Annotated in this window: 25 protein-coding genes and 5 pseudogenes; 20 read left to right on the forward strand and 10 right to left on the reverse strand. The window is 56.7% G+C overall.

Annotated elements, in window-relative coordinates; all coding sequences use genetic code 11:
• Positions 1-235: 235 nt before the first annotated feature.
• The 3 genes and pseudogenes from PSFL_RS10840 to PSFL_RS10850 all read right to left on the reverse strand — a co-directional run bounded on the left by PSFL_RS10840 (position 236) and on the right by PSFL_RS10850 (position 1693).
• The gene (locus tag PSFL_RS10840) at positions 236-568 is read right to left on the reverse strand and encodes a DUF2790 domain-containing protein (protein ID WP_057959910.1); all 333 of its coding nucleotides are present in this window, start codon (positions 566-568) and stop codon (positions 236-238) included.
• 125 nt (positions 569-693) lie between these two features.
• Positions 694-1490, reverse strand: a pseudogene (locus PSFL_RS10845) (aminoglycoside phosphotransferase family protein).
• Entirely contained in the window at positions 1490-1693 is a 204-nt protein-coding gene (locus PSFL_RS10850; protein WP_057441010.1) for a hypothetical protein, read from the reverse strand. Before PSFL_RS10850 ends, PSFL_RS10845 begins: the two are co-directional and overlap by 1 nt.
• A 146-nt stretch (positions 1694-1839) precedes the next feature.
• Between PSFL_RS10850 and PSFL_RS10855 the strand changes: the two genes are divergently transcribed.
• The 3 genes from PSFL_RS10855 to PSFL_RS10865 are packed head-to-tail and all read left to right on the forward strand — an operon-like array spanning position 1840 to position 3320.
• Entirely contained in the window at positions 1840-2445 is a 606-nt protein-coding gene (locus PSFL_RS10855; protein ID WP_057441011.1) for a hypothetical protein, read from the forward strand.
• 50 nt (positions 2446-2495) lie between these two features.
• The gene (locus PSFL_RS10860; RefSeq protein WP_397469996.1) at positions 2496-3017 is read left to right on the forward strand and encodes a GNAT family N-acetyltransferase; all 522 of its coding nucleotides are present in this window, start codon (positions 2496-2498) and stop codon (positions 3015-3017) included.
• Between the two features lie 54 nt (positions 3018-3071).
• Positions 3072-3320 (forward strand): DUF6434 domain-containing protein, encoded by a 249-nt coding sequence (locus tag PSFL_RS10865; protein ID WP_397469997.1) that lies wholly within the window; start codon positions 3072-3074, stop codon positions 3318-3320.
• Here the strand turns inward: PSFL_RS10865 and PSFL_RS10870 are convergent.
• Positions 3273-3794, reverse strand: coding sequence for a DUF2938 domain-containing protein (locus PSFL_RS10870; RefSeq protein WP_169990000.1), 522 nt, complete (start codon positions 3792-3794; stop codon positions 3273-3275). The two genes, PSFL_RS10865 and PSFL_RS10870, sit on opposite strands and share 48 nt — an antisense overlap.
• Before the next feature lie 71 nt (positions 3795-3865).
• Here PSFL_RS10870 and PSFL_RS10875 point away from each other — a divergent pair, with 71 nt between their 5' ends.
• The 4 genes from PSFL_RS10875 (at position 3866) to PSFL_RS10890 (ending at position 6304) form a co-directional block, all read left to right on the forward strand.
• Positions 3866-4333: a helix-turn-helix domain-containing protein gene (locus tag PSFL_RS10875; RefSeq protein WP_273880097.1), complete on the forward strand. Its 468-nt coding sequence runs from the start codon at positions 3866-3868 to the stop codon at positions 4331-4333.
• 68 nt (positions 4334-4401) lie between these two features.
• Positions 4402-5241 (forward strand): endonuclease, encoded by an 840-nt coding sequence (locus PSFL_RS10880; protein WP_198818262.1) that lies wholly within the window; start codon positions 4402-4404, stop codon positions 5239-5241.
• Between the two features lie 60 nt (positions 5242-5301).
• The gene (locus PSFL_RS10885) at positions 5302-5484 is read left to right on the forward strand and encodes a hypothetical protein (RefSeq protein ID WP_057441024.1); all 183 of its coding nucleotides are present in this window, start codon (positions 5302-5304) and stop codon (positions 5482-5484) included.
• Between the two features lie 256 nt (positions 5485-5740).
• Positions 5741-6304, forward strand: a complete 564-nt coding sequence (locus tag PSFL_RS10890) for a histidine phosphatase family protein (RefSeq protein WP_057441027.1) — start codon at positions 5741-5743, stop codon at positions 6302-6304.
• Between the two features lie 142 nt (positions 6305-6446).
• Here PSFL_RS10890 and PSFL_RS10895 read toward each other — a convergent pair whose 3' ends face one another.
• Positions 6447-7700, reverse strand: a complete 1254-nt coding sequence (locus tag PSFL_RS10895; protein ID WP_397469998.1) for a ferric reductase-like transmembrane domain-containing protein — start codon at positions 7698-7700, stop codon at positions 6447-6449.
• 351 nt (positions 7701-8051) lie between these two features.
• On the opposite strand from PSFL_RS10895, the gene PSFL_RS10900 reads away from it, so the two are divergent.
• The 3 genes from PSFL_RS10900 (at position 8052) to PSFL_RS10910 (ending at position 9994) form a co-directional block, all read left to right on the forward strand.
• Positions 8052-8378, forward strand: a complete 327-nt coding sequence (locus PSFL_RS10900; protein ID WP_397469999.1) for a hypothetical protein — start codon at positions 8052-8054, stop codon at positions 8376-8378.
• A gap of 253 nt (positions 8379-8631) precedes the next feature.
• Positions 8632-8841, forward strand: a complete 210-nt coding sequence (locus PSFL_RS10905) for a hypothetical protein (protein WP_170059298.1) — start codon at positions 8632-8634, stop codon at positions 8839-8841.
• 739 nt (positions 8842-9580) lie between these two features.
• Positions 9581-9994 carry an aegerolysin family protein gene (locus PSFL_RS10910; RefSeq protein ID WP_170059299.1) on the forward strand — a complete coding sequence of 138 codons (414 nt, stop codon included), beginning with the start codon at positions 9581-9583 and terminating at the stop codon, positions 9992-9994.
• A gap of 132 nt (positions 9995-10126) precedes the next feature.
• On the opposite strand, the pseudogene PSFL_RS10915 reads toward PSFL_RS10910, so the two are convergent.
• Positions 10127-10586, reverse strand: a pseudogene (locus PSFL_RS10915) (lysis protein).
• A 323-nt stretch (positions 10587-10909) separates the two neighbouring features.
• Between PSFL_RS10915 and PSFL_RS10920 the strand changes: the two are divergent.
• From PSFL_RS10920 to PSFL_RS10940, 5 genes are all read left to right on the forward strand, one after another.
• On the forward strand, positions 10910-11464 hold the full coding sequence (locus PSFL_RS10920) for a phage tail protein (RefSeq protein ID WP_170059300.1): 555 nt from the start codon (positions 10910-10912) through the stop codon (positions 11462-11464).
• A gap of 37 nt (positions 11465-11501) precedes the next feature.
• The gene (locus PSFL_RS10925; protein ID WP_170059301.1) at positions 11502-12074 is read left to right on the forward strand and encodes a phage tail protein; all 573 of its coding nucleotides are present in this window, start codon (positions 11502-11504) and stop codon (positions 12072-12074) included.
• Between the two features lie 27 nt (positions 12075-12101).
• On the forward strand, positions 12102-12653 hold the full coding sequence (locus tag PSFL_RS10930) for a phage tail protein (protein WP_170059302.1): 552 nt from the start codon (positions 12102-12104) through the stop codon (positions 12651-12653).
• Positions 12653-13180 carry a GNAT family N-acetyltransferase gene (locus PSFL_RS10935; protein ID WP_170059303.1) on the forward strand — a complete coding sequence of 176 codons (528 nt, stop codon included), beginning with the start codon at positions 12653-12655 and terminating at the stop codon, positions 13178-13180. Before PSFL_RS10930 ends, PSFL_RS10935 begins: the two co-directional genes overlap by 1 nt.
• Before the next feature lie 182 nt (positions 13181-13362).
• Positions 13363-16482 carry an autotransporter domain-containing protein gene (locus tag PSFL_RS10940; RefSeq protein WP_397470000.1) on the forward strand — a complete coding sequence of 1040 codons (3120 nt, stop codon included), beginning with the start codon at positions 13363-13365 and terminating at the stop codon, positions 16480-16482.
• 88 nt (positions 16483-16570) lie between these two features.
• Here PSFL_RS10940 and PSFL_RS10945 read toward each other — a convergent pair.
• Together PSFL_RS10945 and PSFL_RS10950 are read right to left on the reverse strand one after the other, a co-directional pair.
• Positions 16571-16714: pseudogene (locus tag PSFL_RS10945) on the reverse strand (lysis protein); the annotation flags it as partial.
• Position 16715: 1 nt separating this feature from the next.
• Positions 16716-17057, reverse strand: a pseudogene (locus tag PSFL_RS10950) (hypothetical protein); the annotation flags it as partial.
• A gap of 977 nt (positions 17058-18034) precedes the next feature.
• On the opposite strand from PSFL_RS10950, the pseudogene PSFL_RS10955 reads away from it, so the two are divergent.
• The 5 genes and pseudogenes from PSFL_RS10955 to PSFL_RS10975 form a co-directional block, all read left to right on the forward strand.
• Positions 18035-18349: pseudogene (locus tag PSFL_RS10955) on the forward strand (hypothetical protein); the annotation flags it as partial.
• A gap of 252 nt (positions 18350-18601) precedes the next feature.
• Positions 18602-18787, forward strand: a complete 186-nt coding sequence (locus PSFL_RS10960) for a hypothetical protein (protein WP_273872627.1) — start codon at positions 18602-18604, stop codon at positions 18785-18787.
• 79 nt (positions 18788-18866) lie between these two features.
• Positions 18867-19097 carry a hypothetical protein gene (locus tag PSFL_RS10965; protein WP_273872626.1) on the forward strand — a complete coding sequence of 77 codons (231 nt, stop codon included), beginning with the start codon at positions 18867-18869 and terminating at the stop codon, positions 19095-19097.
• Positions 19098-19108: 11 nt separating this feature from the next.
• Positions 19109-19345 carry a DUF4224 domain-containing protein gene (locus PSFL_RS10970; protein ID WP_057441436.1) on the forward strand — a complete coding sequence of 79 codons (237 nt, stop codon included), beginning with the start codon at positions 19109-19111 and terminating at the stop codon, positions 19343-19345.
• A gap of 4 nt (positions 19346-19349) precedes the next feature.
• The gene (locus PSFL_RS10975; protein WP_397470001.1) at positions 19350-20414 is read left to right on the forward strand and encodes a tyrosine-type recombinase/integrase; all 1065 of its coding nucleotides are present in this window, start codon (positions 19350-19352) and stop codon (positions 20412-20414) included.
• A 605-nt stretch (positions 20415-21019) separates the two neighbouring features.
• Here PSFL_RS10975 and PSFL_RS10980 read toward each other — a convergent pair.
• Together PSFL_RS10980 and PSFL_RS10985 are read right to left on the reverse strand one after the other, a co-directional pair.
• Positions 21020-21967 (reverse strand): diguanylate cyclase, encoded by a 948-nt coding sequence (locus tag PSFL_RS10980; RefSeq protein ID WP_397470002.1) that lies wholly within the window; start codon positions 21965-21967, stop codon positions 21020-21022.
• Positions 21967-26517, reverse strand: a complete 4551-nt coding sequence (locus PSFL_RS10985; protein ID WP_397470003.1) for a PAS domain S-box protein — start codon at positions 26515-26517, stop codon at positions 21967-21969. The genes PSFL_RS10980 and PSFL_RS10985 overlap by 1 nt, the downstream gene beginning before the upstream one ends.
• Positions 26518-26577 lie beyond the last annotated feature (60 nt).

The following is a 26577-nucleotide window of genomic DNA, read 5'->3' on the forward strand; positions in this document are numbered from 1 at the left end:
CGATGGCGGCGGGTCAGCCACCCACTATAGTGATTGGTACACCGTCATCGCGGGCAAGCCCGCTCCCACAGGGGACCTCATTGGGGCAGAGAATTGTGGTCCCACCACAAATCCAATGTGGGAGCTGGCTTGCTGAACTGGACTGCCCTATGAGAAAAACCCGGCGCGTGGGGCCATTTTCTTGAGCAGACGGTGCGTTACTCCCCTGCGGCGCAGGGCCCGCCGCGGCGTCCTTTCAGCGGCCATTGTTACGGCACAGCCCCATGACTTTATATTCGATGGTATTGAGCTTGCCGCTCGAGTCTTCGTAGGTCATCCGTGACGGTACGATGTCACAGGAGCGGATCGGCGGGGTCACGCTGACCACCTTGGCGATGTCCAGTTTCATCCCGTAGCGATAGTCCTGGACCACTGGCCGGTCCTTGCCATGTTTTAACGCGTAAGCCTCCATGGCTTTCTGGTTATCGCTCATCAACGCCTCAAATGCACGATCACTGCCTCCCGTGGCGAGCACGACCGTAGACAATGACAACGCCAATGCAGCAATACTCAGTTTCAACAGGTTCATCGGGTTTACCTCTCAAGTCACTCATTCCAGGCTTGAGATTAACGAACCGACCCTGTCAGCAAGGTAGCTTGATGATTACCTTTCTGTTATCCGCAACCAAACAGTGCCTGCAACGGCAACAAGCATCACCGACTAAGCGCCGACGCGGCCAGTTGTGCTGCCCCGAGGGTGACTCCAGGCTCATCACCGTCTTCGAGCATCCAGGTCAACGACAACCCTGCCCAGGCGAGCCCCCATTGCAGGAGCCTGCGCCGTTCGATACCTGACACGCTGGCGACAACCTCGATCCGCCGCGCGAAGCAATCGGGGCCAGGGCGTTTTCATCGGGGTTGCAGAAGAGGTTCGCATAATCAAAACCCCGCTCGCCGTAAAGGCCCTTGGGGTCGATTGCCAGCCAGCCGGACGCGGCAAAATCCAGCACGTTGCCATGATGGATATCGCCATGCAGGACCACGACATCCTGAGGCGCCGCCAGTAGTTCGCGTGCGGTGCTTGCGCACTGTGCCAGGATGCCGCAGTGCCTCGCCGCCCCGGACTCTAGTGCCTCGAACCGCTGCGCCAGGGGAACCAGGGCGGGAATTGGCTTGGCCCGTGGTGCATGCAAACGCGCGACTACGCCACACAGGATGCGAGTGGCCTCCTCATCCCGCCCACCATTGACCATCTGTACAAGCGAGGCCGGTCCCAGCGCACGCGCCATCAGCAAAGCCTCGGTATCCTGTGCCAGCACCGGCGCTGCGCCTTCGCCGTCCCACCAGGCCATCAGCAAGCTGCCGGCTTGCTCCTCGGCCACTTGGGAGATTTTGAGCATGGCCGGTATGCCGCGCTGGCGAACGGGCAGTAGATTGCCATTGCGCGAGGCGAATGCATCGCCATCGACGGTCAGGTCCCAGCGCCTCAGGTAAGGCTCAAACAGCGCCATCACTGGGCCCGGAACCTCAGAAAGCTCATGGCAAACAGCCAACCACTGAGCATGGACAGGTAGATAGAGGTGTACGAAGCAACGGTGTAGTCCAATAAGAAGTTGAGCGCGGTCAACGCAATGGCGGCGCACAGGAATTGCGTGGGGGTAAACCGGCTCAGAAAGCGTTCCATTGCGGCATTCAAGGTGCTCAGGTACTTCATTGGTTTATCCCTGGATAATGGTGACGGTATCCGCTCACTTGCGCCCGACGATCCTGAAAAACACCAGAATAATGCTGCACAGAGCTGATGAGAATCAACCGCAGAAATGCCATAGTCGCCCGTACAGCAAATGGAGTTGGCCCCCAATGAAGCAATACATCCTCTACCCCCTCTTGGCGCTGCTCGCAGGATGCAGCAGCGGGCCGTATCTGCATCCGCAATCGGCAGTGGGCACCCATGCGTTACTCGAACGTACCTGCCCCGGCCCGAAAGCCGCAATGAGCTACGCCCCGCTCTCGGAAGAACTCGATTGGGTGCACGTATTGGTCTATGTAGCACCGCCCGGAACATCCAGCTGGCCAGGCAACCTGCGTTCAACCGACACCGAACTGCGCCTGTTTGGCCGGCTTTACATCCCCCCACGCCTGCGCAACCTGGACACCCCGGATCAACGCCGGGCGGCTTACAAACAAACTGACCCGCCGCTGTGGGTCAGCGCCGATTCGCCGTTGGTCACTGTTACGCTGGCGACAGGCGAGACCTATCAAGTCAGTATCGAACAGCTGAAAACCGGCTTTGACCCCAAGAAGCAATCCAGCAGCAGCCGCAAGGGCACGGCCCTGGGCAAGGGCGATATGGATGATTTCACCCTCACCTTCCCGGCTATATTTGTGAACGGTGAAAAAGTGCCGATGGCGCCGATCCACTTCAAGAAACGCGAAGAGCGCTATGCACCGGTATTTAACTGTTGAGTGAAAAATTCAGGACCTGCGTCCTGACAATTCAGGCAAGGAGCAGAGCAGTGATCAGCATTCGGGAAGCAACCATAGAAGAAATCCCCCTCCTTCAGGAGCTCGGCATGAAGACATACCGAGAGCATTTCTCTGAAATCTGGACCGCTACGGGCATGCAGAACTTCCTGAACGAAGACTTCTCGACCCACGAAATGCAGAAATCCATCGAGTCGCCTGCCCATCACTGCTGGCTTATCGCATTCGACGAAACCAATCACGCCGTAGGCTTTTCAAAGGTCAACTGGTCCAAACCTATGCCCCTGCCTGGTCAGGTTGGCAGTGAGCTACAGAAAATTTACTTCCTCAAGTCACAGGCGGGCAAAGGCTACGGAAAGCAACTCTTGCAGCTTATCCACCAGTACGCAAAAGACCGTAAGGAAGGCTCTATCTGGTTGGATGTGCTGAAGTCCAATACCAGTGCACAGCGCTTTTATGAAAACTGCGGATTTGAGGCACTCGGCGAAATCCCGTTCAGTACCGACAAGGCCGACATCGGGATGGTTCTAATGCGCTGCGATCTTTCCCGGTAGACAAGGGTCACGCTTCTCATACCCGCAACGCATTACATCACCCAAGGAATGGCAATGACCTTCGACTGGCACTTCGGCCCCATCACCCGCACCACCCCACTGGACAAGCATTACAGGAATACACAGAAGGTGCGCCAGTTCCTGATCGGCGAGTGCGGGGGGTCATTCAAGTTCGATCGGGCGTTCATGGCCTGGATCAAGAGTGGCGAGCCCTTGACCATGGGGGACGTGGCGGATCAGTGGAGTCGGACTCGGTCATCCTTGCCTCAGGCACACCGACGCGGGAAAGAGTTGGATCAGTAACCAGCCCGCGACAAACAACCCGGCGCCAAACGTGAGGTGGGCAAGCAGGCTTCGGCGCCTGGCTCGGTTCGGTGTCGGCGTCTTGGCGGCGGCGAAGCCGAAACCAAAGGCGGGCTGCATGATGCAGAACGGTGCAAGCACGCTGATCAAGCCCGTCAGCAACGCGGGCATCAGCGAGGGGCTGCAGAGCCAGGCCTGCCCTTGGAATGCCAGAAGCACCATCGCGAAGACGCTGCCGGTGACGTAATGGAACCCCCAGCCAATCAGGCTTTCATGCCAGGTAGGGTGCGCAGCCACAATCGAGGCGTGGCGAAACTGTCCTTTGGGCATGTGGCCCAGCCAACGGCCGACAAGCCTGTAGTCCAGCGATGCGCTGCCAAATACCCGTGCTTGAATCAACGCTGACAGGTCCATGATCAACGTGGCCCCCAGCCCAACCAGCACCATACGCAGTACCATCTCAGCGGTTTCCATGTTATTTCCTCTTGCCTTTGGCCGGTTTTGATCCCGGCAGTCTGCAAGTTCAAGTCGACTTGAGGTCAAGCATGAAAGAAATGGATATCGGTGAAGTGGCACGCCGCTGCGGCCTACCGTCTTCGACCCTGCGGTACTACGAGGAAAAAGGCCTTATCCGCTCCATAGGTCGCCGTGGCCTGAGCCGGGTATTTGCTACGGATGTACTTGAACGTCTGTCATTGATCACCCTCGGCCAGTCTGCGGCGTTTTCCCTGGACGATATCGCCACCATGCTGGGCGCGGATGGCCAGCCGGCCATTGACCATCAGCGACTGGCCGAAAAGGCTGATGAGCTGGACCGTACGATCCAGCAGCTCAGCGCCATACGTGATGGACTGCGGCGTGCTGCGGCCTGCCCTGCGGCGCGGCATATCGAGTGCGCGAACTTTCAAAAAATCCTGAGCGCTGTGAAGACGGGCAGCGTGAGGAGAAATACCAGCAACAGGTCTCAATCACACCTCAAGACCGCCAAGATCAAAGGGGGTCGAACCCCCTGAGGCGTGTCCACCAAGGTGCCCGACCAGCGGCACCCCGTTTCGCCAGTTGATGCCGCACTATATTTGGCATGCCTCTACGACCGACGCCCCCTGCCCTGCCCTTCGAATACCCTGCCCACCTTCGCGCCCAGGCCGAAGCTGCGCCGCGTGCGCCCGGCGTGTATTTTTTCTACGCGCAAGGCGATTCGATGCCGCTGTATATCGGTAAAAGTGTCGATATCCGCAGCCGTCTGCTGGCACACCTGCGCACTCCCGAAGAAGCCCGCATGCTGCGTCAGGCACAGCGGATCGAGTACCAGCAGACCGCTGGGGAAATCGGTGCACTGTTGCTGGAGTCGCGCCTGATCAAAGAGCTGCAGCCCCTGAAGAACAAGCGCCTGCGCAGGCAGCGACGCCTGTGTTCGCTGCGCATGCACCAAGGCAAACTCGAGATCATCGACACCACCGCGCTAGCTGAGGGGCCACAGTTGTACGGACTGTTCCGCAGCCGGCGCATGGCAATCGAAGCGTTGATGCTGCTCGCCGACGAGCATCGCCTCTGTCATAGCTTGTTGGGTATAGAGCCAGCCAACACAAAGGGCTGTTTCCGCGCGCAGATCCGTAAATGCGCCGGGGCATGCCGGGGCGACGAAACCCATGCAGCCCATACCGAACGTTTGCTGCAGGCATTGGCGCACTGGGCCGTCCACCGCTGGCCATACCCCGCGGCCATTGCGCTGCACGAACGCCATGGCCAGATGGAGCAATACCACGTCGTGGACAACTGGCGGTACATCGGGACTTATGCCTCGGAGGCCGAAGCCCGATTGGCGCCGACCCTCCCGCCGCAGTCCTTCGATGCTGACAGCTACAAAATTCTTGTCCGTCCGGTGCTGTTCGAGAGCGCCCGTGTGGTGGTGCTGTCGTAGGTGGTGCCTTGCAGAGCCCGTGCGCCAGGAACCTTTTTCATAATCGGGAATCAGTGCTGCATGTTTTCATACCAACAACTCAGCGAATTCCCGATGATTCTCAGAAGATCCCTGCTCTGTATCGCCTTGGTGGCCGCCGGCTTTCTTGCCGGGTATGCCGCAAAACCCAATGATGGGCTGCAAGTGACCGCTGGCCAACTCATAGAGTGTGGCCAGGTGACCATTCCTACTCTGGGCATGTGAGCCATGTTAGGGGGACGGATTTATTTAATTAAACCAATAAAGCATCAGAGAAGCGGTCAGGCATAAAAACCCTCTCTCACAATAAAAACAAAGAAAAAGTCAGCATTGATCCCCTGGCGGAGGAACTCGCACAGATGGGCTAATAGCTGATTGCCCTTATCCGATGGCCTGATTTAATGATTGTGGCTCCACATACCTGCTGGCTAGCTGATACCCTTTTCGGCTCAATGTGCGGCAAGACAAGGACGTGAACACAATGAACAGGGAGATCATCCTGATGCGCCATGGCCAGCCGAATCTGACCATGCTCGGCAAGGTTTCATTATTCGAAATGAAACACTGGATCGAACACTACAACTTATCTGAAATCACCCGCCAGCCCGCCCCACAGGCGAGCATGCAACTGGCGGCGACCGCTCGAGTAATCGTATCGAGTAGTGCCCCTCGAGCGCTTTCCTCCGTACGGGCGTTGTGTCTTCAGCCTACAGTGGTAGACCCGGTGTTCTGTGAGGCACAACTGCCCCATGGCCGCTGGAGACTGCCGAAGCTCTCTGGGTTTACGTGGGCGTTTATCCTGCGTATTTCCTGGTTGTGCGGTTTCTCGGGAACGGTCGAATCAGCCCGCCAGGCCAGGCTACGGGCCGGCAAGGCAGCTCGACAACTTCAAGACCTTTCCAGCGCAGGGCCAGTCCTGTTGCTCGGTCATGGATTTATGAATCGAATGATCGGCAAGCAGCTCGAGGCTAACGGCTGGACTCGCCAGATTCGTAACGGAAACCGCTACTGGAGCACAGTGGTCTATCAGATGAATCAGCAGTAAGGCGCGTCGAGAGAACAACACGCGCGCTTCGTAGAGGCTGGTTTTTACGGATCATCTAACAGGCTCCAGGGATTGCAGCCTAGCTGCTCCCCCAGGAGCTGGATGACCAGCTGGCATGACCTGCAGTAGGCAGTCTATCGAATCAACGGAAGTCGAAAAGTTCGAAGTGAAGATTAGCTTTCGGAATTCGATGGAGATCCATTAGTTCATACACCTTGCTTAGTAGTCCTTTGGGGCCGCAAAAACTGACATGAATTTGGTCCGGTTTGGTTTGAGCCACCGCGTCACTCAAGGTTTCAGCCAACTGCTCAGTCCCCCCCGTATTACGAACAAATTGCGCACCACGCATGGTGGCCATACTTTCCAACTCTTCGGACGGAGGGAAGGCGCGCGAGGGGGTGAAACAATAGACCAGCGTTGCCTTTTCGAAGTCTTTGGCATTCGGATCTTGCAACCAGGAAATAAAAGGCGAAATCCCCACACCCGCGCCGATCCAGATTTCCCGCTCGGCGTGAGAGGCCCGTTTAAATCTCCCATAAGGGGCGTAGACAGTGGCAAGCATTCCGGTTTTCGCGCACTCGCAGAGCTTTTTGGTGTAATCCCCAAGCCCTCTGATAATGAACTCAATTTGCCCATTCGGACCGTTGGCGCTAGCGATCGTGAAAGGGTGAGGCTCACGCAACCCTTTTTGCTGCATGGCCAGAAACGCAAACTGCCCGGCACTGAAGTCAAATCCTTTATGGATGGGCTCCAGCGTCAAATGCAGCGCCCTGTTGCCCCTATTGACGGTTTTCACCTTGTACTCGCCAGCACGGGCAAAAAAGGGGTAAAGAACCAGTTTGTAAAGGGCTGCCAGCACACCCAACCCGCAGGACAGCGCCAACCAGAGACCTGAAGGGCTGAACAAGGTGATCGGCGACTTGAAGCTTAACCAATGTAAAATCACGACCAGAAACAATGGCCCGGAAAGCTTGTGCCACCACCGCCACAGGCTGTAAGGAATATTGCGGTTCAACGCAAGAAGTACGATCAGACCTAGTGCTACATAGCTCAACTGGCGCACTAGCCGCGTCCAGTATTTTGGCAACTCCAGAATAGGCACGCTGTTCCAGGCATCCAGATTTGCCTTGAATACAAAGTGATACGTGGCAAATACAAGCGCCCAGATACCTAGCCACTTGTGTGACTCATAGACCCGGTCCAAGCCGCCGAATAGATTCTCAACTACCCTCCAGCGACTGGCCAACAGGCAGGAAACCGCCATATAAACCAGTGCGCAAGCTCCAAGTATCAGGCTGAGAGTTGCCGAAGTGAGCCAGGTATCAACAGGTATTTCAATCAGCAGCGTTAGTGTCGTAATCACTAAGATACCGAGTATGCAGTGCCAGCTCTTCACCGTGAACGCTCCCGTTATGAATATGGTGTCGTAGGCTGAACCTCATCCTCCTTGAAGCCGTCAGCGGCCTGATACGTTAGCAGGCTACTGAAATAGGGAGATGACCCAGGTCATATCTAGAGAGAACATGCGAATGAACCCAGCCGTGCACGAATTCGCTCGCCACAGAGTTCTTCGGGAGCGGGGTTTCTGTGGGTCGTCCAGTGTAGGGCTCCACCGGCAACAATCTCTGGATCCGCCTTATCGTAGCTAGGCTGCCTGAACGAGCTTGGCGCACTGGTCGAGCGAGTGGAAACTGTATCGATGGAGAGCAACTGCTGCTCCGTGCGAACACCAACCAAGGAGGCGATAGTGATCGAATCAAGGAGCACCCCCCTATGGTGCCAGTCGTTTACCGTGGGCCTGGGGCTGCTTTCACGAGCAGACTTGCTGGCAATGATCGCCAAGCCCCTTGTACTCAGTACGCTGAAGACGCAGGGCATCATCGCGCTGCCGATTCAGGAAAGCATGCCTAGCGTTTCGGGGGTGCTGATCACCCGCAAGGGCGAAGTACTCACACGCAGTGCGCAACAGTTCTTCGATTGCATGGAAATAGCCACCAGAAAATATCTGGCCAATGCTCCCGATTGCTTTCTACCGAATGTGGCTAAAGATGATCGCCGTGCGGTACGCAGATGACAGTGTGCCGGGTTTGAGCTTTCACCATGCCTTGGAAGCTCGACCCCTTCAGTTAACCTTGACTCTACACCCAGAGAAAACACGTCTGCTGTGGTTTGGCTGGTTCGCAGTCAGCTTTAAAGTTAGAGTTCGTATTTAGCCCCTATCTGCCCTCTCCAAAGGGCATCTAAGGGTCGAGAGCGGACACTCATGACCTTGGGATGGGGCCCCAATCGCCAACTGCTAGGCTGCTCACTCCACCAGAGGAACGCCGATGCCCAACTCAGACCTACTCCCTTCCCTGCTCTCAAAACTCTACGAAAACCAGCTCGCCCTCGAAGCCTCGATCATGGAGCTGACAAACTGGGTAGAGCAGCGAGGATCAGTTGATATAGCCGATAACGTTCGCGGTGCTCTACCTACCATCGACGAGAACGAAGAGTTCATCAAACTGCCCCTCGCAGTGCTCATGGCGCCGGAGTGATCGCTACCTGCAGGCGACTGACCAGGGCTGGTCCAGCTTGTGGTGTACCTCTGGCTCATCATCCCCCAGACAGGACAATCCTACCGTTCGTCTATCTCTTCCCAGCTTCGACCCGCCAGCTTTGACAGTTAAGTATTCGGTTCTATAGTTCAGCGAGATTATTGAACGACCCAAGACGCAGTGTAAATGGAGTAATACTGGCAAAGCTTGGATGGTTTAAACATGCGACGGAACTGACTAGTCACCCCGTTGTAGATTCTCCACCATAAGCCAAACGCCTATTAAAAGGAGCAAGAATATGTCTTCCGCAATAAAATTCGCCTCAATTAAAGTACCATTATCCTTGGCTGCCATTTTGACCTCCTACTCACACAACAACCTCTAAGCAAGCAGACGCCTTCTGCGGTTTCAGGAATATCTTTATTGGCTATAAACCACCTGAAACACATTTAACAAGCTTACAAATAAAATCTGACTTACGCTCATACATTTAAAATACCGCCATCAAAACCAGAAGCATACGTCTACAAAATGCAACTCTTCAGGCAGCACGATAGTTTTTATTTTACCTGAGAAAAATGATAGATACTGTCATGAGAGCAAATGGATTGCAGCACCAACATTAAACAGTATCTCCAGGGAGGAGGAACCTATAATGACTTCGTAGACATTAGAATTTCTTGCAGCACTCAATAGAAAACAACAGCAATTCACTCTAATGCAATTGGAGATTTTTATCATGGGCGCAGCTGAAAAATTTTACCTAACCATTATTAATGATTCCAAAACCAAAACCCTTGTATATAAAGACATAAACTTTGACTGGGGAAGAGTAGAATCGGGTCCTGTAGCTCAAGTCCCGCCAAAAACAACAATTCAAGTCTTAGTCGCTCAAGGCAGGGATAACACATCCTCTGGCACGGAAGGTTCTATTAGTTATTCCATCTATGGCCAAAATGACAGATGGGTAAAAGTCGCGTGGAATGTACCTTGGGCATCAGGAGAGGAAAATACGTGCGTCCCCAGCACAAGCGATGATAATCAGCAAGACAACCCAGATGGGAATATTGTTTGGCAACCACAAACACCTACAGCCGACGGCGGCACAACTTTATCAGTAGTAATGAAATTCGGGTATGAAATAGAAGAGTAATGATTGTGAACAGTTATCAATGGATTATAGCCCTCTAACAAATGCAGAGATCAACTTTGCTGGGTTTCCAGAGATAGATTGTCGTTTGGTGGCCAGCATGGATGTTGACGCACCTAGGTTGGCCGCTTTTTTTTACTTTGTCGCTGACACTTCTTTTACATAGGCCTGGCACGCCGCCAAAGCGATCAATCCTTGATCTCCATCACCCGTTATTCCGATAATTCTTTGAGCATGCGCTGAGTCAAGTTGGGCTCTACGGGCTACATGAACCACGCCGACGGCGCCGGAGGTGGCAGGCACACCGCAGCCACTGGCTGGATCCGTGGCGTCGAGAAGGACTGACAGCCGCACATCAGCAGTAACACAGCAGAGCCTGGTTGCGTTGAGCATCGGAAAGTTCTCGGGTGTATTGTTGATCGGAGGTGGCCAGCGCCCTCTCCAGGGCCAGGCGCCTCCCCTGCTCTTCGCTCACCAGCTTGGCGGCCGCCGCGCTGACGGCGTCCAGTTCGCCCTGGTGCAGGCCGGCCATGGCCGTTCTCAATACACCCTGATTGATCGCACGGGTATCTACAGCCCGCCGCCCAAAACGCACAACCTGCAAACCTGGATGACGCGAAGGCGCTTACGCGCCGCTGGCTGCCCTTTTACATCGATTTAACCGATACCACCTCCACACCCTGAACAACTGAAGTTTTCAAAACGACCGCATCTTAACCCCCCCCCGCGATTGACAACAGACACTTACGGTTACTGCGTAGTGGCGAGCGCGACAATACTTTGTCGCGGAAGTTCGACTTCGCCAATAAATAATGTTTGCGAAGTAAATTAAAATCTGTTTACTGTACGACAAGCGCCTTTACTGCCGCGAATAAGAACAGTTTTCTGGCGCCAATAATATTTTCAAGGAGGAAAATAATGGACCCCTTTCTCGGTGAAATTCGCTTGTTCCCTTGGGGCTGGGCGCCTTCCGGTTGGCTGGCCTGCGAGGGTCAGACTCTGCCCTTCAACAGCAATGTCGCCTTGGCCTCCTTGCTCGGCAATCGCTATGGCGGCGATGGCAAGACTACCTTCGGTTTGCCGGACCTGCGTGGCCGTGCGGCCCTGGGTCAGAATCTGGTGCCATCCATCGCCCCGAATCCGGTAATTGCCATGCATACCTTGGGCAGTTCCGGCGGCACCGAAAAAGTCGCCCTTGGCGCCAGCAGCCTGGCCACTCACACCCATGGCACACACGTTTCCGGCACTGCCGGCACCTTGACGACCCCCGCCAGCGGCATTCCGGCTGTCAGCTCGACCTCCACCGGTGCCCTGTCGAAACCGACCTACATCACTGCCGTCGGGTCGTCCTTGACCACCTTGAACAGCGCCACCGTTGCACCCACCACAGGGACCCCGGTGGCGAATGTGCAGCCCTCGATTGTCGGGTGCTTCTGTATCGCCACGAACGGCATCTATCCGCCGCGCCCGTAGCCGCACTGTTTACAGACCCTCAAGTAAGGAAACTGAAATGTCTGAAGCTTACCTCGGAGAAATCCGCATGTTTGCCGGCAACTATGCGCCAGAAGATTGGGCGCTTTGCGATGGTTCACTCGTGTCCGTCAACGCCTATCAAGCCCTGTTTTCAGTTTTGGGCACCGTGTATGGCGGCAACGGCGTGATCGACTTCGGCCTCCCGGACTACCGCGGTCGCCTACCGATCGGGCAAGGCATCGGCCCCGGCCTCACCCCAAGAGTGCTGGGCCAGGCCACAGGCGTCGAAACGGTGTCCCTGACATCAGCAAATACACCCGCCCACACCCATGCATTTGTGGTCAGCAGCACCCTCGCCACCTCCACGACCCCGGCGCCCCCAGCACCTGCGGCACCGTCCAGCCAGACCTTCGGCCAATTTCCCGGTGCCGGGGTGATCAAGGGTCTGTATAGCGCAGGCACCAACACCGCGCCCTCGGTCCAGCTCGATCCAAGCTTTCTCGACCCGGCTGGCGGCGTGGCAGCGAGCACGCCCCACAGCAACATGATGGGCTCGCTGGCGATCAACTACATCATATGCCTGGCGGGCATCTACCCGACTCGGCCGTAAGCCTCTTTTTTCAAGGAACGACCGCTCATGGATGCTTTCACCGGTGAAATACGCCTGCTGCCTTTTAACTTCGCACCGCAAGACTGGGCTTACTGCGACGGTTCGGTTCTAACGATCCAGCAATACCCCGCGCTGTTTTCGGTCATCGGCTATGCCTACGGCGGCAGCGTAGGGCAGAACTTCAAGCTGCCCAACCTCAATGGCCGCGCGGCGATGGGCGCCGGCAATGGCACGGGGCTGCTGCCACGGCCGATTGGCACCGCGGTAGGTGCCGACCAGGTGATGCTGCTACCGGCCAACATCCCCAGCCACACCCATGCTGTAAACGCCAAGAGCGGCACCGATAGCGCGGCCGCCGTGGATACGCCCGATGGGTCTGCCTATCTGTCGCAACCGCGCAACGTGCGCGTCTACAACAACGTTGCACCCGCCTCAGGCGATCCGACCCTGGCGGCCGGCACCATCGGTTCGGCCGGGCAAATGACGCCTGGCAGCAGTACGACGCGCAGCACCTTGCAGCCGTTCCTGACATTGGCCTACTGCATCTGCCTCAACGGCGAATACCCCGTGAGGCCGTGATGAGCGTCTCCAGCACCCCACCCCAGTCGCTGCGGCTCTATCCCAGCGACCTCGTTCTGCGTGCGCAGACCACCGCTGATCTGGACTTTCTCCAGGATCTTTTCGTGACCCGTCGCTGGGCCGAAGTCAGCGCGGTGCCGGGCTGGAGCGACGCGCAACGCCGGGCGTTCCTGCACTCCCAAGCGCAATTGCAGCGCCAGCACTATGAAAAGCACTACCCCAGCGCGGATTTTCAGATCGTCGAATATGCTGGTGCGCCCATTGGCCGCCTGTGCGTGGACCGAAGCGCACGCGAGTTGCGCGTCGTCGATATCGCCCTGCTGCCGGCATGGCACGGCCAGGGCATAGGCAGCGAGCTGTTGCAGTCGCTTTTGAGCCAGGCCGATGCCCAGCGCCAAGTCTGCAGCCTGAGTGTCGAGCAAGGCAGTCGGGCCCGCAGGCTGTATGAGCGACTCGGCTTCGAGCCCTGCGGAGAAACCAGCATCCACACCCAGATGCGCCGCCCTGCACGGGCACACCAGGAGTAGCCGACCAGGATCGCCAGCGATACGAATACTCGAACACGCTGTTTTACCGGCAGTGAAAGCAACATGATTTTTCCCGGCTAGCGGCCGTGCTGCTGGCCGGCTATATCTGTGCCTGTCTGACAATTAATGACACTTGAGCTGGACACGAACCTCACACGGGTCGTACGGCAGGAAGCCTAAACATGATAACAATGCTCACCACCCGCAGTGCCCGGTTGGCACGCCGACTGGCATCAGTCTTCCTGCTGCTCCTGACTTTGCCCCTGGCCCTCCAGGCCCAGGCCGCCCCGACCATTACCAGCCCGGCATCGGGCTCCACCCTGCCGTCGGTAGCCGTGGGTCAGTCCATGAGTATCACCATCACCTCCTCCGGGGGCGCAATGCCGCTGGACCAGTGGGCAGAGTGCGACGTCGACGACCCGGACTACGATGGCGTTACCCCCTGCCTACCTCCGGGGCTGATCCTCGACGCCTCGCCCAACAGTTCATCGACCATCCTGCATGGCGCACCGACCACTGCTGGCACCTATACCTTCAGCATTTCTCTGAATGACGGCCTCAACCAGGCCGGGGTCGCCACCTATACACTGGTAGTCACCAGTTCCGCGCCCCCGACCCTGACCTCGGTAGCCCCAAGCAGCGGCAGCACCGCAGGCGCCACCTCCGTCACCCTTACCGGCACCAACTTTACCGGCGCCACGGCGGTGACATTTGGCGGAACAGCAGCCACTGGTTTCACCGTCAACAACGCCACCACCATCACCGCCACCACCCCGGCCCACGCCGCAGGCGCAGTGAATGTGACGGTCACCACCGCAGGCGGCAGCGCGACCCGGACCAATAGCTATACCTACACCGTGCCCGCGCCCACCGTCGGCCCGGTCAGCGCTACGGTCGCCGCCAACAGCAGTGCCAACCCGATCACCCTCAACCTCAGCGGCGGCGCAGCCACCAGCGTCGCCGTCGCCAGCGCGGCCAGCCATGGCACCGCCACCGCCAGCGGCACCAGCATCACTTACACCCCAACCGCCGGTTACTCCGGTTCGGACAGCTTCACCTACACTGCCACCAACGCCAGCGGTACCTCCAGCCCGGCCACAGTGACCATTACCGTCAGCCCGCCAACGATTGCCGTCGGCCCCACCACGCTATCTAACGGCACGGTGAGTACGGCCTACAGCCAGACCATCACGGCCAGCGGCGGGACTGCGCCCTACACTTATGCCATCACCAGCGGCAGCGTACCCACAGGCTTAAGCCTAAGTGCAAGCGGCCCCCTCAGCGGCACACCCTCAGCCACTGGCACCTTCAACTTCACCGTTACCGCGACCGACGCCAACAGCGCAACCGGAGCACGTGCGTACTCCATGACCATCAGCGCCGCCTCGCCGATTGCCGGCGCCCTAAGTGCCACGGTCGCCGCCAACAGCAGCGCCAACCCGATCACCCTCAACCTCAGCGGCGGCGCAGCCACCAGCGTCGCCGTCGCCAGCGCGGCCAGCCATGGCACCGCCACCGCTAGCGGCACCAGCATCACTTACACCCCAACCGCCGGTTACTCCGGTGCGGACAGCTTCACCTACACTGCCACCAACGCCAGCGGTACCTCCAGCCCGGCCACAGTCAGCCTGACCGTCAGCGCGCCCACCCTGGTACTGACCCCAGCCTCCCTGGGTGCCGGCACCACAGACAGTCCCTATAGCGCCACTTTCAGCACGTCCGGCGGCACCGCGCCTTATTCGTACAGCATCACCGGCAGCCTGCCGGCCGGCATAACCCTGAACACCACCAGCGGTGTGCTCAGCGGCACACCGACGGCCAGCGGTAGCTCCAACCTGACCATCACCGTTACCGACGCCAACGCCGTCACCGCCTCCCGGCCCTATACCCTGACCATTGCCGCCGTGCCCATCACCGTACCGGCGTCGAGCCAGATCCTGGCCTCGGGGCAGACCGCCACCGTCGACCTGACCCAGGGCGCGACCGGCGGCCCATTTACCCTAGCAAAGCTGGGTACCGTGACTCCCGCCTCCGCCGGCCGGGCGATGATGATGGGTCCGTTCTCGATGCGCTTCGTGCCGTCGGCGGCCTTTGTCGGCACCGCCATCGTCACCTTCAGCCTGGAGAACGGCAGCGGCTCGAGTGCCGCCAGTTCGGTGAGTTTTATGATCGCGGCGCGCCCGGACCCGAGCAGGGATGCCGAGGTGATCGGCCTGCTCAACGCCCAGACCCGAGCTGCTGAACGCTTTTCCAGCACCCAGATGGACAACTTCAACCGCCGCCTGGAGCAGTTGCATCAAGTGTCCTGCAACCGCAACTCGTTCAATGCCAGCGTGAGAAAAGACGGACAAGAGGTGCCTATGCAGGAAATATCCAGCGCCGTTCAGAAACAGCTGGGCGGCTCGGCAAACAACACCGACGAAGAGAAGAGAAAGACCGCAGCCGAAGTCGAAGACGGCTGCAAGCAAGATGCCATCGCCTACTGGAGCGACGGTTTCATTAACAATGGTTCGACCCACGCTCGCGGGGCGCGAGACAACAGCTTCACCACCCTGGGCCTGAGTGCCGGTATCGACTATCGCCTGTCGCCGACCGCGATTGCCGGTGTCGGTATCGGCTACGGCAACGACCGCAGTGACATTGGGGACAACAAGACCCGCAGTGACGCCGACGCCGTCGGTATCGCCACTTACCTGAGCCTGAACGTGGCACCCCAGGTATTCGTCGATGGCCTGGTGGGCTACAACCGCATCAGCTTCGATTCGCGGCGCTACATCACCGGCAGCAACGACGACTACGCCAAGGGCTCCCGTGATGCCGACCAGTTGTTCGCCTCGCTGACCACCAGCTACGAGTATCGCCAGGGCCCGCTGTCGCTCACTCCTTACGGACGCTTGAACGCCAGCACCACGCGCATGGACGCCTTCCGTGAGAGCGGTGGCGGCATCTATGGTCTGTCCTATGACGAGCAGCGGCAACAAAACTTCACCTCGTTTATCGGCCTGCGCACTGGTTATGACGTGCCGACCCGACTTGGGGTGATGACACCAAAGGTCGGGCTAGCCTGGGGCCACAATTTCAGTGGCAGCAGCGATTACAAGATGCGCTACACCGACCAGGGCGACGACGGCATTCTCTATCGCTTTAAGCCCGATCCGCTGGACAGCGATTTTGCCAACCTCGACCTTGGCCTGGACTTCAACCTAGGTCAGACGTGGCAGATGGGTTTCTCCTACAAGACCGCCCTGGGCAGCGACGAGCGTAGCGACACGTTCCGCATCGGCGTCAACGGCAAGTTCTAGCCCGCACCGACGGATGACGCCGGCCCCGGCGCCATCCGCCCCTCGTGCACCCTGTTCCCATCCCGTGGCGCCGGTCCGGCCGCTCCTTTTACTTCAATGTAGAGACTTCTTTTGCGTAAGCCTGACAGGCCCGTAAGGCGATCAGCCCTTGGTCGCCGGCCTCGGTGATTCCGATAATTCGTTGAGCATGCGCTGGGTCAAATTGGGCTCGACGGGCTCCATGAACCACCCCGACGGCGCCGGAGGTGGTACAGAATAGTTGTCTTGCCGTCGACCGCCTCGCTCAGGACTTCCTGATAGGCCCCGCCATCGGTGGCCAGTTCGACCTTTTACTGGATCCGGTAACCGTTAATGTTGTTGTTCGCATCCACGGACTGTAGCGCCGGCCAGGCGAAGCGTACTCGCACGGCAGAAAGCTGGGTGTTACTGATCGCCCGAACCCACGGTGTGCCACTGCGCAGTTCGCTACTGATGGTGGTTTCGTTCTCGATCGAGGTGATGCCCTGGATATAGGTCTGATCCACCGCCCCGGTGCGCCACTCCCACTTCACGTTCGGGAAGTTCATGTTGCCCTCCCGAACTGACGGAGCTGGCCGTAAAGAAGAATCGTGGTAATGGGTTGATAGTTGATTGCCGGCGCCGCCATAAAATTCTCCAGACAATAAATAGGCCCGCCGAAGCGAGCCTTGGAAACCGTTTAGTTACTAGAGGCAGCCCTGAAGAGCTGCCAATCTTTTGTTTGCAATCCAGTTCGGCAGAACTACGTAATATTTTGAAACTGAGCCTGCCCCCTCGGGCTGTACGTCCACAAAATAAGCAGAGGCCTCTGTGAAAACGGCGTAGCCGCTTGGTCTTTCGGCTTGAAGTGTTGTACCTAGCGTTCCGCCATTTAAGGCAAAGAGGTGTCTACTAAACCCGGGGCGATTCACACCGAAGGCGGTTGTGAATGCCCATGACCTGGTAACGAGGTAGTGGAAAAATGATCTACCTGCGCAAATCTCTCACCAATACTATCTGCAGTGAAAAGCAGAGCCGCTACTTTGCCTGATACACGCAGCTCTATCACGGGCCTCCATATTGTCGATAGTCGGATTGCCGGTGGTATTGGGCTCTGGCCTAACCGGAGTGCCGGGATAATTCAGCGCATCCAGCTCCTGCGCGCCCAAGACACGCGGAACGTGCTTCGCCTCTGGAGGAGAAGCGGGTTTAGGCAACTGATTGATAGCTTCGCCAAAGCGCTCGAGTAAAGGGCTATCCGGTAATTCATCCGCTACAACCATGGTCGATAAGACCACGGCCAACGATAACGCGCTGTATCTCATAAGCAATTTCAAAAGATGTCTCTTTTAGCGAGCCGACTAAATTGGCTGAAGTTTTAAACGCCGCCGCCGCTCAAGCAGCAAAAGCTGCCAACCAGAGGGGTGGACATCTCGCAAGCAAGTAGCGAACGAACGATTATCGGCAAGTCGATTTAGAACTGTCACTTCTCGAGTTGTTACTGAAATGTAATCCCCCCTTCAAAGTCAGCCGCTGTAGCGGCAAGGACGAAGTCATGCCTGAAGAAATCAATGTAATCCAGCCAGCCCCGGTCGTGCGCGACGAATACGGCATGTTTGCTCACCCCGACATACCCGACTTCGACGAGGGCGACGGTGATAAGTGCAAGGCTTGGATCGCTGCACAGCGCTTGCAGGTGAAGATGGTTGAGCTCGAATACCACAGCGACGAAGCGGTCTCTGAGCGCTATTTCGAAGCCGGCGAGCCGGACTGCAGCTACTGGGAGCCTGACCGTCCAGAAGGCGATGGCTGGTTCTGTCTGGCCATTCACGACACCGACGACGGGCCGGTCTGCTGGTGGGCGCGCCGCGCCCCAAGCCTGCAACGTGAAGCAGAGGCAGTAGCCGCGGGAAAAGACTTCTGCGGCGCCTGCGGGGATGGTTGCGGCTCTTGCCAGGTTGCCGGGGAAAGCCCGAAGGTGACGCCATGACCGCCGCCCTCTGGTTCGCCTACGTTTTCATCTAAAGGGGTCAAGGCCATGAGTAGTTTCAGCCGAAAATAGTCGGGAAACCGACACCCCGGCACATCAACCATTGAGGCTCACCCCCACAAGGAATGCCTCATGAAACATTTCGCAGAAACAGTCATCGCAATTGCGCCAGTAAAAACTCGCAAGTCTAGGAATCGTTTCTTCCGAAAATACGACCGATGGACCGACCGCTTGCTTCGGCTGGGCCTCATCGACCTTGAAGAGCGCCAGGATTTGCGGCGGCACATCGCAGGGGCATATCTCGCCACGTTGATGTAGAAGCCCCGAATCCCTTCTCTACAAGCCTGCCGGAAAACGGCGGGCTACCTTCTGCCGCCCAGCGCGGCAAGGACACCCCATGTACGCAACGAAACTCACCCTGCTCATCACGGCCATCGTGTTGTACGTGGCGGGGTCCATCTTCTGGTTTTTCTGGCAGGTGCCGGAGCTGCTCTCGACCGGTACCGACCAGACCCTGGTCGCAGCATTCGCCGGCACCGTCGCCTGGATGCTGCTCACCTTCGGTTTCATCATCCACATCATCAAGATAGCGCGGCCTACTGGCCCGCATGACAATCCCCGGGCATAGAGGTGCACACCATGGAAATGCAAAGCGAAACGCTTGCCGAGGAAGAGATCGCGGCAATAACGGGCTACATGATCCCGTCCAGACAGATCGAGTGGCTCAACAAAAACGGCTGGAAATATGTACTGACTCGCTCGCGTCGCCCAGTGGTGGGCCGCGTTTACGCCCGGATGAAGTTGGCCGGCGTGAAGCCATCAGCGGAAAACGTCGCGGCCGAAGCCTGGTCACTGAATCTTTCAAACGTAGGATAAAGACATGCGAGCAAAAAAGGCGGCAAACAGGGACCTGCCGCCGCGAATGATTCGGCGTGTACGCACGCTGAAAGGCGGAAAAGAGTGGGTTGGGTATTACTACGACGGGAGGAATGAAGACGGGAAGCGGGTGGAGATTCCGCTCGGGGGTGACCTGGAAATTGCGAAGGCTGAATGGGCAAAGCTCGACTGCAAGCCGGTACCGAAGAAAGGAGCCCTGCTGGGCCAGGTGTTTGACCGTTACGAGCGCGAGATCATCCCAGGCAAGGCGCCCAAAACGCAGAGCGATAATCTCCTGAGCCTGAAGCAACTGCGCAAAGCGTTCAGCGACGCCCCTATTGATGCGGTTACGCCACAGATCATCGCGCAGTACAGGGATAGCCGGACCGCAAAGGTACGAGCCAACCGGGAAATATCACTGCTGTCGCACATCTACAACATTGCGCGGGAGTGGGGGCTCACCGAGAACAACCCTGCCGCCGGCGTGCGCAAGAACAAGGAGGCACCTCGAGACTTCTACGCAACTGAGGAGATCTGGAGCGCCGTTTACGCAGTCGCAGCCTCGGAGCTTCGCGATGCTATGGACTTGGCCTACCTGACCGGACAGCGCCCCGCAGATGTGCTTTCGATGCGCGAGGCTGATGCAGTAAATGAACTCCTGCAGGTATCGCAAGGCAAGACGGCCAAGAAGCTCCGGATCCGCCTTACCGCTGCCGGAAACCTTAATGACCTGGGTACACTGGTCGAGCGACTGATAGAGCAGCGGCGCTCGCGTGGAGTACGGACTCCATACCTAATAATCACTGAAGATGGCCGGCAGGTGACCAAGCCGATGCTACGCCTACGCTTTGACGATGCCAGGAACAAGGCAATTGCCATTGCTAACGAGGCGGGAGACGGCGTACTTGCCGCGAGCATCCGGCAGTTCCAGTTCCGCGACATCCGACCAAAAGCAGCCAGTGAGATATTGGACCTGGGCGATGCCAGTCGCCTGCTTGGGCATACGGATAAGCGGATAACCGAGACGGTTTATAGGCGCGTTGGCGAGATCGTGAAACCGACCCGTTGATAGAGCATCTGACAGTAGTTGCGGAAAGCGTCGTAAACGATGCGGAAACTGCTAGTTTAAAACCCTGTCCAATTATCGAACGCCAGAAACACAAAAGCCCCGCAATCGCGGGGCTTTCGTATGAATCTTGGCGGGAAACCAGGGATTCGAACCCTGGGAACGCTATTAACGTTCGCCGGTTTTCAAGACCGCTATGCAAATTCAACTGGGCCGGGGCCTTGGAGGCTCCCGGAGTTCCATTACTAAAGGAAAGTTACCGAGCTACAAGCCGCATTCTACATGGGGTGCGGTTTTAGTTTTGGAACTGTTTTTGCTCCTTCCCCGGCGTCCTGCCGACCGAACACAAACTACCAAACAGCCCACGAGTCTTGAGACTCATCGAATGACCGCGGTCGGCCAGAAGCTTCTAGTCACGAAGGACCTATCCACAGCGGCTCAAAGCCAAGCAGCAAACTGGGCAGATGCCTTTTCCCTGATCGCCAACTTACGCAAAGCAAGGTAATGGATAATCTCCATTGATTTTGCGTTAATTAGGCGCTCCTTTTACCGACTTGGTGCCGGAAGCAAGCTCCGACCAAACATGCAGTCAGCAACAGGAGAAACTCTTAACTGGACGATATTGCAGATGAAGACACCCGCGCCCTGCCTCCGCTCTTCGCTTCGTAGAGTTGCTTGTCCGCAGCCTCTATCAAAGCCTCGAATCCCAGTTCGCCAGTGGGCGTCAATGTTGCGACGCCTAGAGAAATAGTCACCACACGATCTACATCAGAAGCAGAATGCTCGATACCCAATGTCCGAACCCGCGCTTGCATTCTTTCTGCAATCTCGACCGCACCAGAAAGAACTGTATTGGGCAGAACGCAGGCAAACTCTTCGCCACCATACCGAGCGACCAGGTCATAGGGCCGTCTAACCGTTTCAGATAACGCCTGAGCAACGGATTTCAGACAGCCATCGCCGGCCAGATGCCCGTATCGGTCGTTGTAGCGCTTGAAATAATCGACATCCACTAAGATAAGCGACAGCGGCTTTTGCTCTCGAAAGCACTGGCGCCAATCCGCCAATATCTCTTCATCGAATTTGCGTCGATTAGCCACTCCAGTAAGGCCATCCATCAACGCCATGGAGCGCAGCAGATCGTTCTGTAACTTAAGGGTCAGATGTGTTCGCACACGTGCTCTGACAATGGTGGGATTGATAGGTTTGCTGATGAAGTCCACCGCGCCTAGCTCCAGACCTAGCACCTCATCCGACTCCTGCTGCTGTGCGGTAATGAAGATGATGGGAATGGCCTGGGTCGCAGAGTCAACCTTGAGTCGACGACATACTTCATGCCCGTCCATACCCTCCATGACTACATCCAGCAGAATCAAATCGGGCAGTTGGGTTTGGCATACGCTAATTGCCTGTTCACCGCTGGTGGCCATAAACACATCACAGTCCTCACGAAACAGCTCGTGCAGTACCCGGATGTTAGTCGGCAGGTCATCGACAATAAGAAGTTTTGGGCGGTTCTGTGAGTGAGGCAACCAGCTTTTCATCAACTGCTCCATCAGGCAAATCTCAACAGGTCACGACCAATCGGCATCGCAGCGGAAAAGTCGAGTGACTGCACCTTGACAACCAGTTCGTCGAACTGTGGTCGCAGGGATTGCGGCATTTTTGACGCCAATGCATCTGCCAGTTCTATGGCTTGAAGGTTACCCGTTTCCAGCAATAGCAAAATCTCCTCTAGGGACTCTCTCCATTGCGCCGGCGCCACGGAATCTTCGTCAGCACTACTTTTTGCACGCTGGCTCTGACCAAAATCGGCATTCATTTGCTCAAGGCTTTGTTGCAGTAACCTGCTCAACCCGTCAAACCATATTGGGTCGGCCAAAAGACTCGCTACAGACTCTAAATCGGCAGATTTGAGTTTGTGCTCCAGGTCGCCTGCCAGCAACGACAATGCCTTGGCGCCCATAGTACCGCTGCTACCTTTAATGGTATGGAGTACAAACGCAGCCCCCGATGCATCTTGCCGCTGAATATGATCACGCAACTGGGCAAGCTGTTTTCCCATCTCTGGGCCAAAGGTACCTAGCATCGTGCGGATCAAATCGAGGTTACCACCAAAGCGGTCAATAGTTGATTTACGAGACTCTAAAACGTCTTCTCCTGCATCGACTTGTCCCAAGATTAAAGTTGCGTGACTATCTTCACGGCCCGATTGAAAGAGCAGCGTTACCACGAGTTGTTCTAGGTCTATAGGTTTGCCGACATGATCATTCATCCCCGCAGCAAGACAGGCTTCACGGTCGGTATTGGAGACATTTGCGGTCATCGCCACAATCGGCAGTGTTGCGAAGCGTAGGTTCGATCTAATACGACGAGTCGCCTCCAAGCCATCAATATCTGGCATCTGGATATCCATTAATACGACATCAAAGGGCACATCCTCATTCATCACCTTGCTTACACCTTCCAGTCCGCCTTCGGCCAGCGTCACCTGGGCACCTTCCCTTGTCAGCAACTCATCGGCGACCTGGCGATTGAGCATGTTGTCTTCCACCACCAATAGTCGCAGCCCGGCCAGACGCTGCGGCCTGTCAACTGTTGACCGGGAAAGGGGGGAATGCAGCTGGTCTTTGCCGTTAAGTGCTCGCTGAACGGCGTCGGCTAGCTGCTTGGGAGTGACCGGTTTGGTGAGGAAACCCACAAAGGGGGCATCTCCCGCCTGGTGTGCGTCAGCCAATACCTCGCGACCATAAGCAGTGATCATAATGACCATCGGAGGCGGCAAGCCGTTGCCCTGCTGCTGAATCAATTGCGCAGCGCTCAGTCCATCCATATCAGACATCCGCCAGTCCATCAGCACCACGTCGTATGCTTCACCTAGCGCCTGGGCTTTCTGCACCCATTCCACTGCTTGCGTACCACCACTCACGCTGTCAGCAATCCATCCGAATGCACGAACGGTTCGTAACAGCAATTCACTCGCCATGGCGTTGTCGTCGACGACCAGAATTCGTATGGGCAAATCGACTTCAGGCCAGGCCGATCTGAGCGATGACGTCGGCGCTACATCAAGGGTGATATCGAACCAGAAACGACTCCCAACACCTTGATGGCTCTCCACCTGAAGTTCACCCCCCATCAAGGTGACCAACCGCTTGCAGATCACCAGGCCCAGACCAGTACCACCAAAGCGCCGGGAAGTTGAAGCTTCGGCCTGAGTGAAACCTTCAAAAATACGCTGAAGCTGTTCCGGGCTTATACCAATACCGGTATCAGAAACGGCTATGCGCAAACTCACAGTATTTTCCGTTCGCATCAGTTGTTCAACGCTGACCACGATCTGGCCTTCCAGGGTGAACTTGAGGGCATTGCCCGCCAAGTTGATCAGTACCTGCTGCAGTCGCAAACTATCGCCGATCAGGTCATTGGGTAAATTGGAGTCCAGGTCGAACATGACCTCAACCTCCTTTTTGCCCTGGTTACCTGCCAGCACTACGGCGAGGTCACGCATGAGCGGTTCAAGCTCGAACGGGTGCACATCGAGTTGCAGCTTGCCCGCCTCAATCTTGGAGTAATCGAGAATGTCATTGAGCAAACCCAGCAGTGATTTCGCAGCGGTTTGCGCCTTGGTCACATAATCGAGTTGGCGACCATTCAGATCAGTGTTCTGCACCAACTGCAACATACCCAACACGGCGTTCATCGGTGTGCGTATTTCATGACTCATGTTAGCCAGGAACGCAGACTTGGCTGCACTTCCTGCATCGGCCTGTTCCTTGGCGTAAAGCAGATGCGACTCTAGCTCGCGTTGAACAGTGATGTCCCGATTGATACCGGTCACACACAATGCCGCACCGTTCGGGCTGCGTTCAATCTGCGCGCCAGCATGTATAAAGCGGATCTGACCGTCCTGGCGAACGACACGAAAAACTGTGTCATACACATCAGTCCCCTCGACGGCGGCATTCAGCTTTGCAGCCGCTGCCACGACATCCTCAGGGTGAACACGTGAGTACCAGTGCATATAGTTCAAGCCGGTATTGCGCAACGTCAGTGGCTGTCCGTAGAACTCGAACATACGGTCATTCCACTGCAACTTATTGTTCGCCAACGTCCAAGACCAGACACCCAGTTCGGCCACTTCAGCAGCCAACAGCAGTTGATCGTGCACCGCAATCAGTTCGCTACGTTGTTCCAGTGTCGTCTTCAGGCTCGCAGCCAGCTGCTTTTCTGCCGCTTTACGTTCGGTGATGTCGACCGCAATACCCAGGTAACCGCTCAATACCCCATCGGCATCGCGCATGGAGGTGACCACTAGCGTGACAGGAAACCGCGAGCCATCCTTGCGTGTGTAAGTCCACTCTCGGGTTTCTGCGCCTTCAAGCTCTGGTTTATGGGTAAACACACGGAAACCTGCGATAGGCTGAGCGTACTCCTCACTCAGCTCAACGCCACGTGCAGCGACTTCCTCTGGGACATGGAGGAGCGCCGGGGTGTCTTTGCCTAGTAGTTCATCGGCGTCATAACCCAACAAATGCTCGGCGCCTTTGTTGAACACACGAATTACGCCATCGAGATCCGTCGCAATGATCGAAACCTTAGTGGCCGAGCGCAGCACCGTGTCCAACAACAGATTGAGATGCCGCAACTCGGATGTTCGTTGCGCAACCTGTTCTTCGAGGTTGGAGTTGAGTTCAAGAATTCGGGCCTCTGCCATTTTTTTCGCCGAGATATCCCTTAACGTCGTGGACGCCCCAATGACGCGACCAGCCTCGCCATAAATGGGAGAAATGCTGACGGAGACATCGATCAGTCGCCTGTCCTTGTGATGGCGTTGGGTATCAAAGCTGACGATACGCTCACCTGCCCTAATCTGCGCAAGGATATGAGCTTCTTCTGTGACAAGTTCTGCCGGAACAATCAAATTGACGAGTGTCTGTCCCACCGCTTCCTCGGCGGTGTACCCAAAAAGGCGCTCAGCTCCTTTGTTCCAGTTAGTGATGGTGCCATCGAGTGTTTGTCCGATAATGCCATCTGCCGAGCTTTCAACGATGGAAGCCAGCCTTGCCTGCTGGGCAAACATCTCCCGCCGACGATGACGGCTGACACTCACGACACTCACCAAGGTCGCCAGAAGAAGAGTGAGAAAACCACCGTAAAACAGGACAACTTTTGGCGAGACCTGATGCAAGCGCTGGATGAACAGCGAATTTGCGTCGAGTTCGATTTGCCAACGCCTCCCGTACACCTCGCGCTCTATCTGATGGCTCATCAGCGTTTCACTGCGAGCCGATTCGTCGGTACTTTCATAAAACAGCTTTTCTTGACCTGGGACGGTGATATCACTTAATCGCAGATGCATCGCCTCGTTTTCTATGCGCAGACTTCTGAGCACCTCCTCTGTCCGCAGAACGACATAGCTCCAGCCAAGAGCTGCGGCCTCGCGCTCAGCAGCGGTCTGCGGAGTCACTCCGCCGCGAAAGATGGGCATCAATACCAGAAAAGACTGCTGCGGTTTTCCTATGGACTGTATTAGCGTGATGGGCCCAGTGATCCGTGCCGCACCGCTTTGTATCGAGGATTGTGCCGCCTCTCGCCGAGATGTCTCTGACGCTATGTCCAGGCCAATGGCAGCCTGGTTATCTTCAGCCGGTTCAACATACTGAATAACGTAGCGCTCGCCTGAATGCGCTGAGAATTGATGAATGGAGAAGTCCGCTGCGTCGTCAGTTTGAGCGCGCTTGAGAAACTCGTTTTCATCGCGCGTTGGTACACGCCTAATAAAACCAAAGGCACTGGCGCCGGGGAACTCGAAAGCGAGATCACGGGTTCCGTGGTATCGGCGAAACACTTGACGGCTAATGCCATATTCACCGGCTGTCAGCACCACTCCACGAGCGCCTCGCAAACCGTATTGGTAAAGATTGAGACGCATTAAAACCAAATCTGCGGCGTCTTCAGTCGCCGCTGCAACCGCTTCTTGAGCCCGCTGTTCGTTGATGCGTTCAAGGATCCAGCCACCTAGAATGCTTGCCGCTAACCCCGCGGCCAGAGTGATAGCTACTGCCCAGTTCCATGCAAAAAACTTATGTTTTCTCACCCGCATTGTCCCATCGCAGAAGGCCTTCAGCCTTCAAGATTAAAGTTCAAACCCTGTTTTGGGGCT

Origin of the sequence: Pseudomonas sp. DD1 (genome assembly GCF_044510355.1) — a bacterium.
GTDB classification, from domain to species: Bacteria; Pseudomonadota; Gammaproteobacteria; order Pseudomonadales; family Pseudomonadaceae; genus Aquipseudomonas; species Aquipseudomonas shahriarae.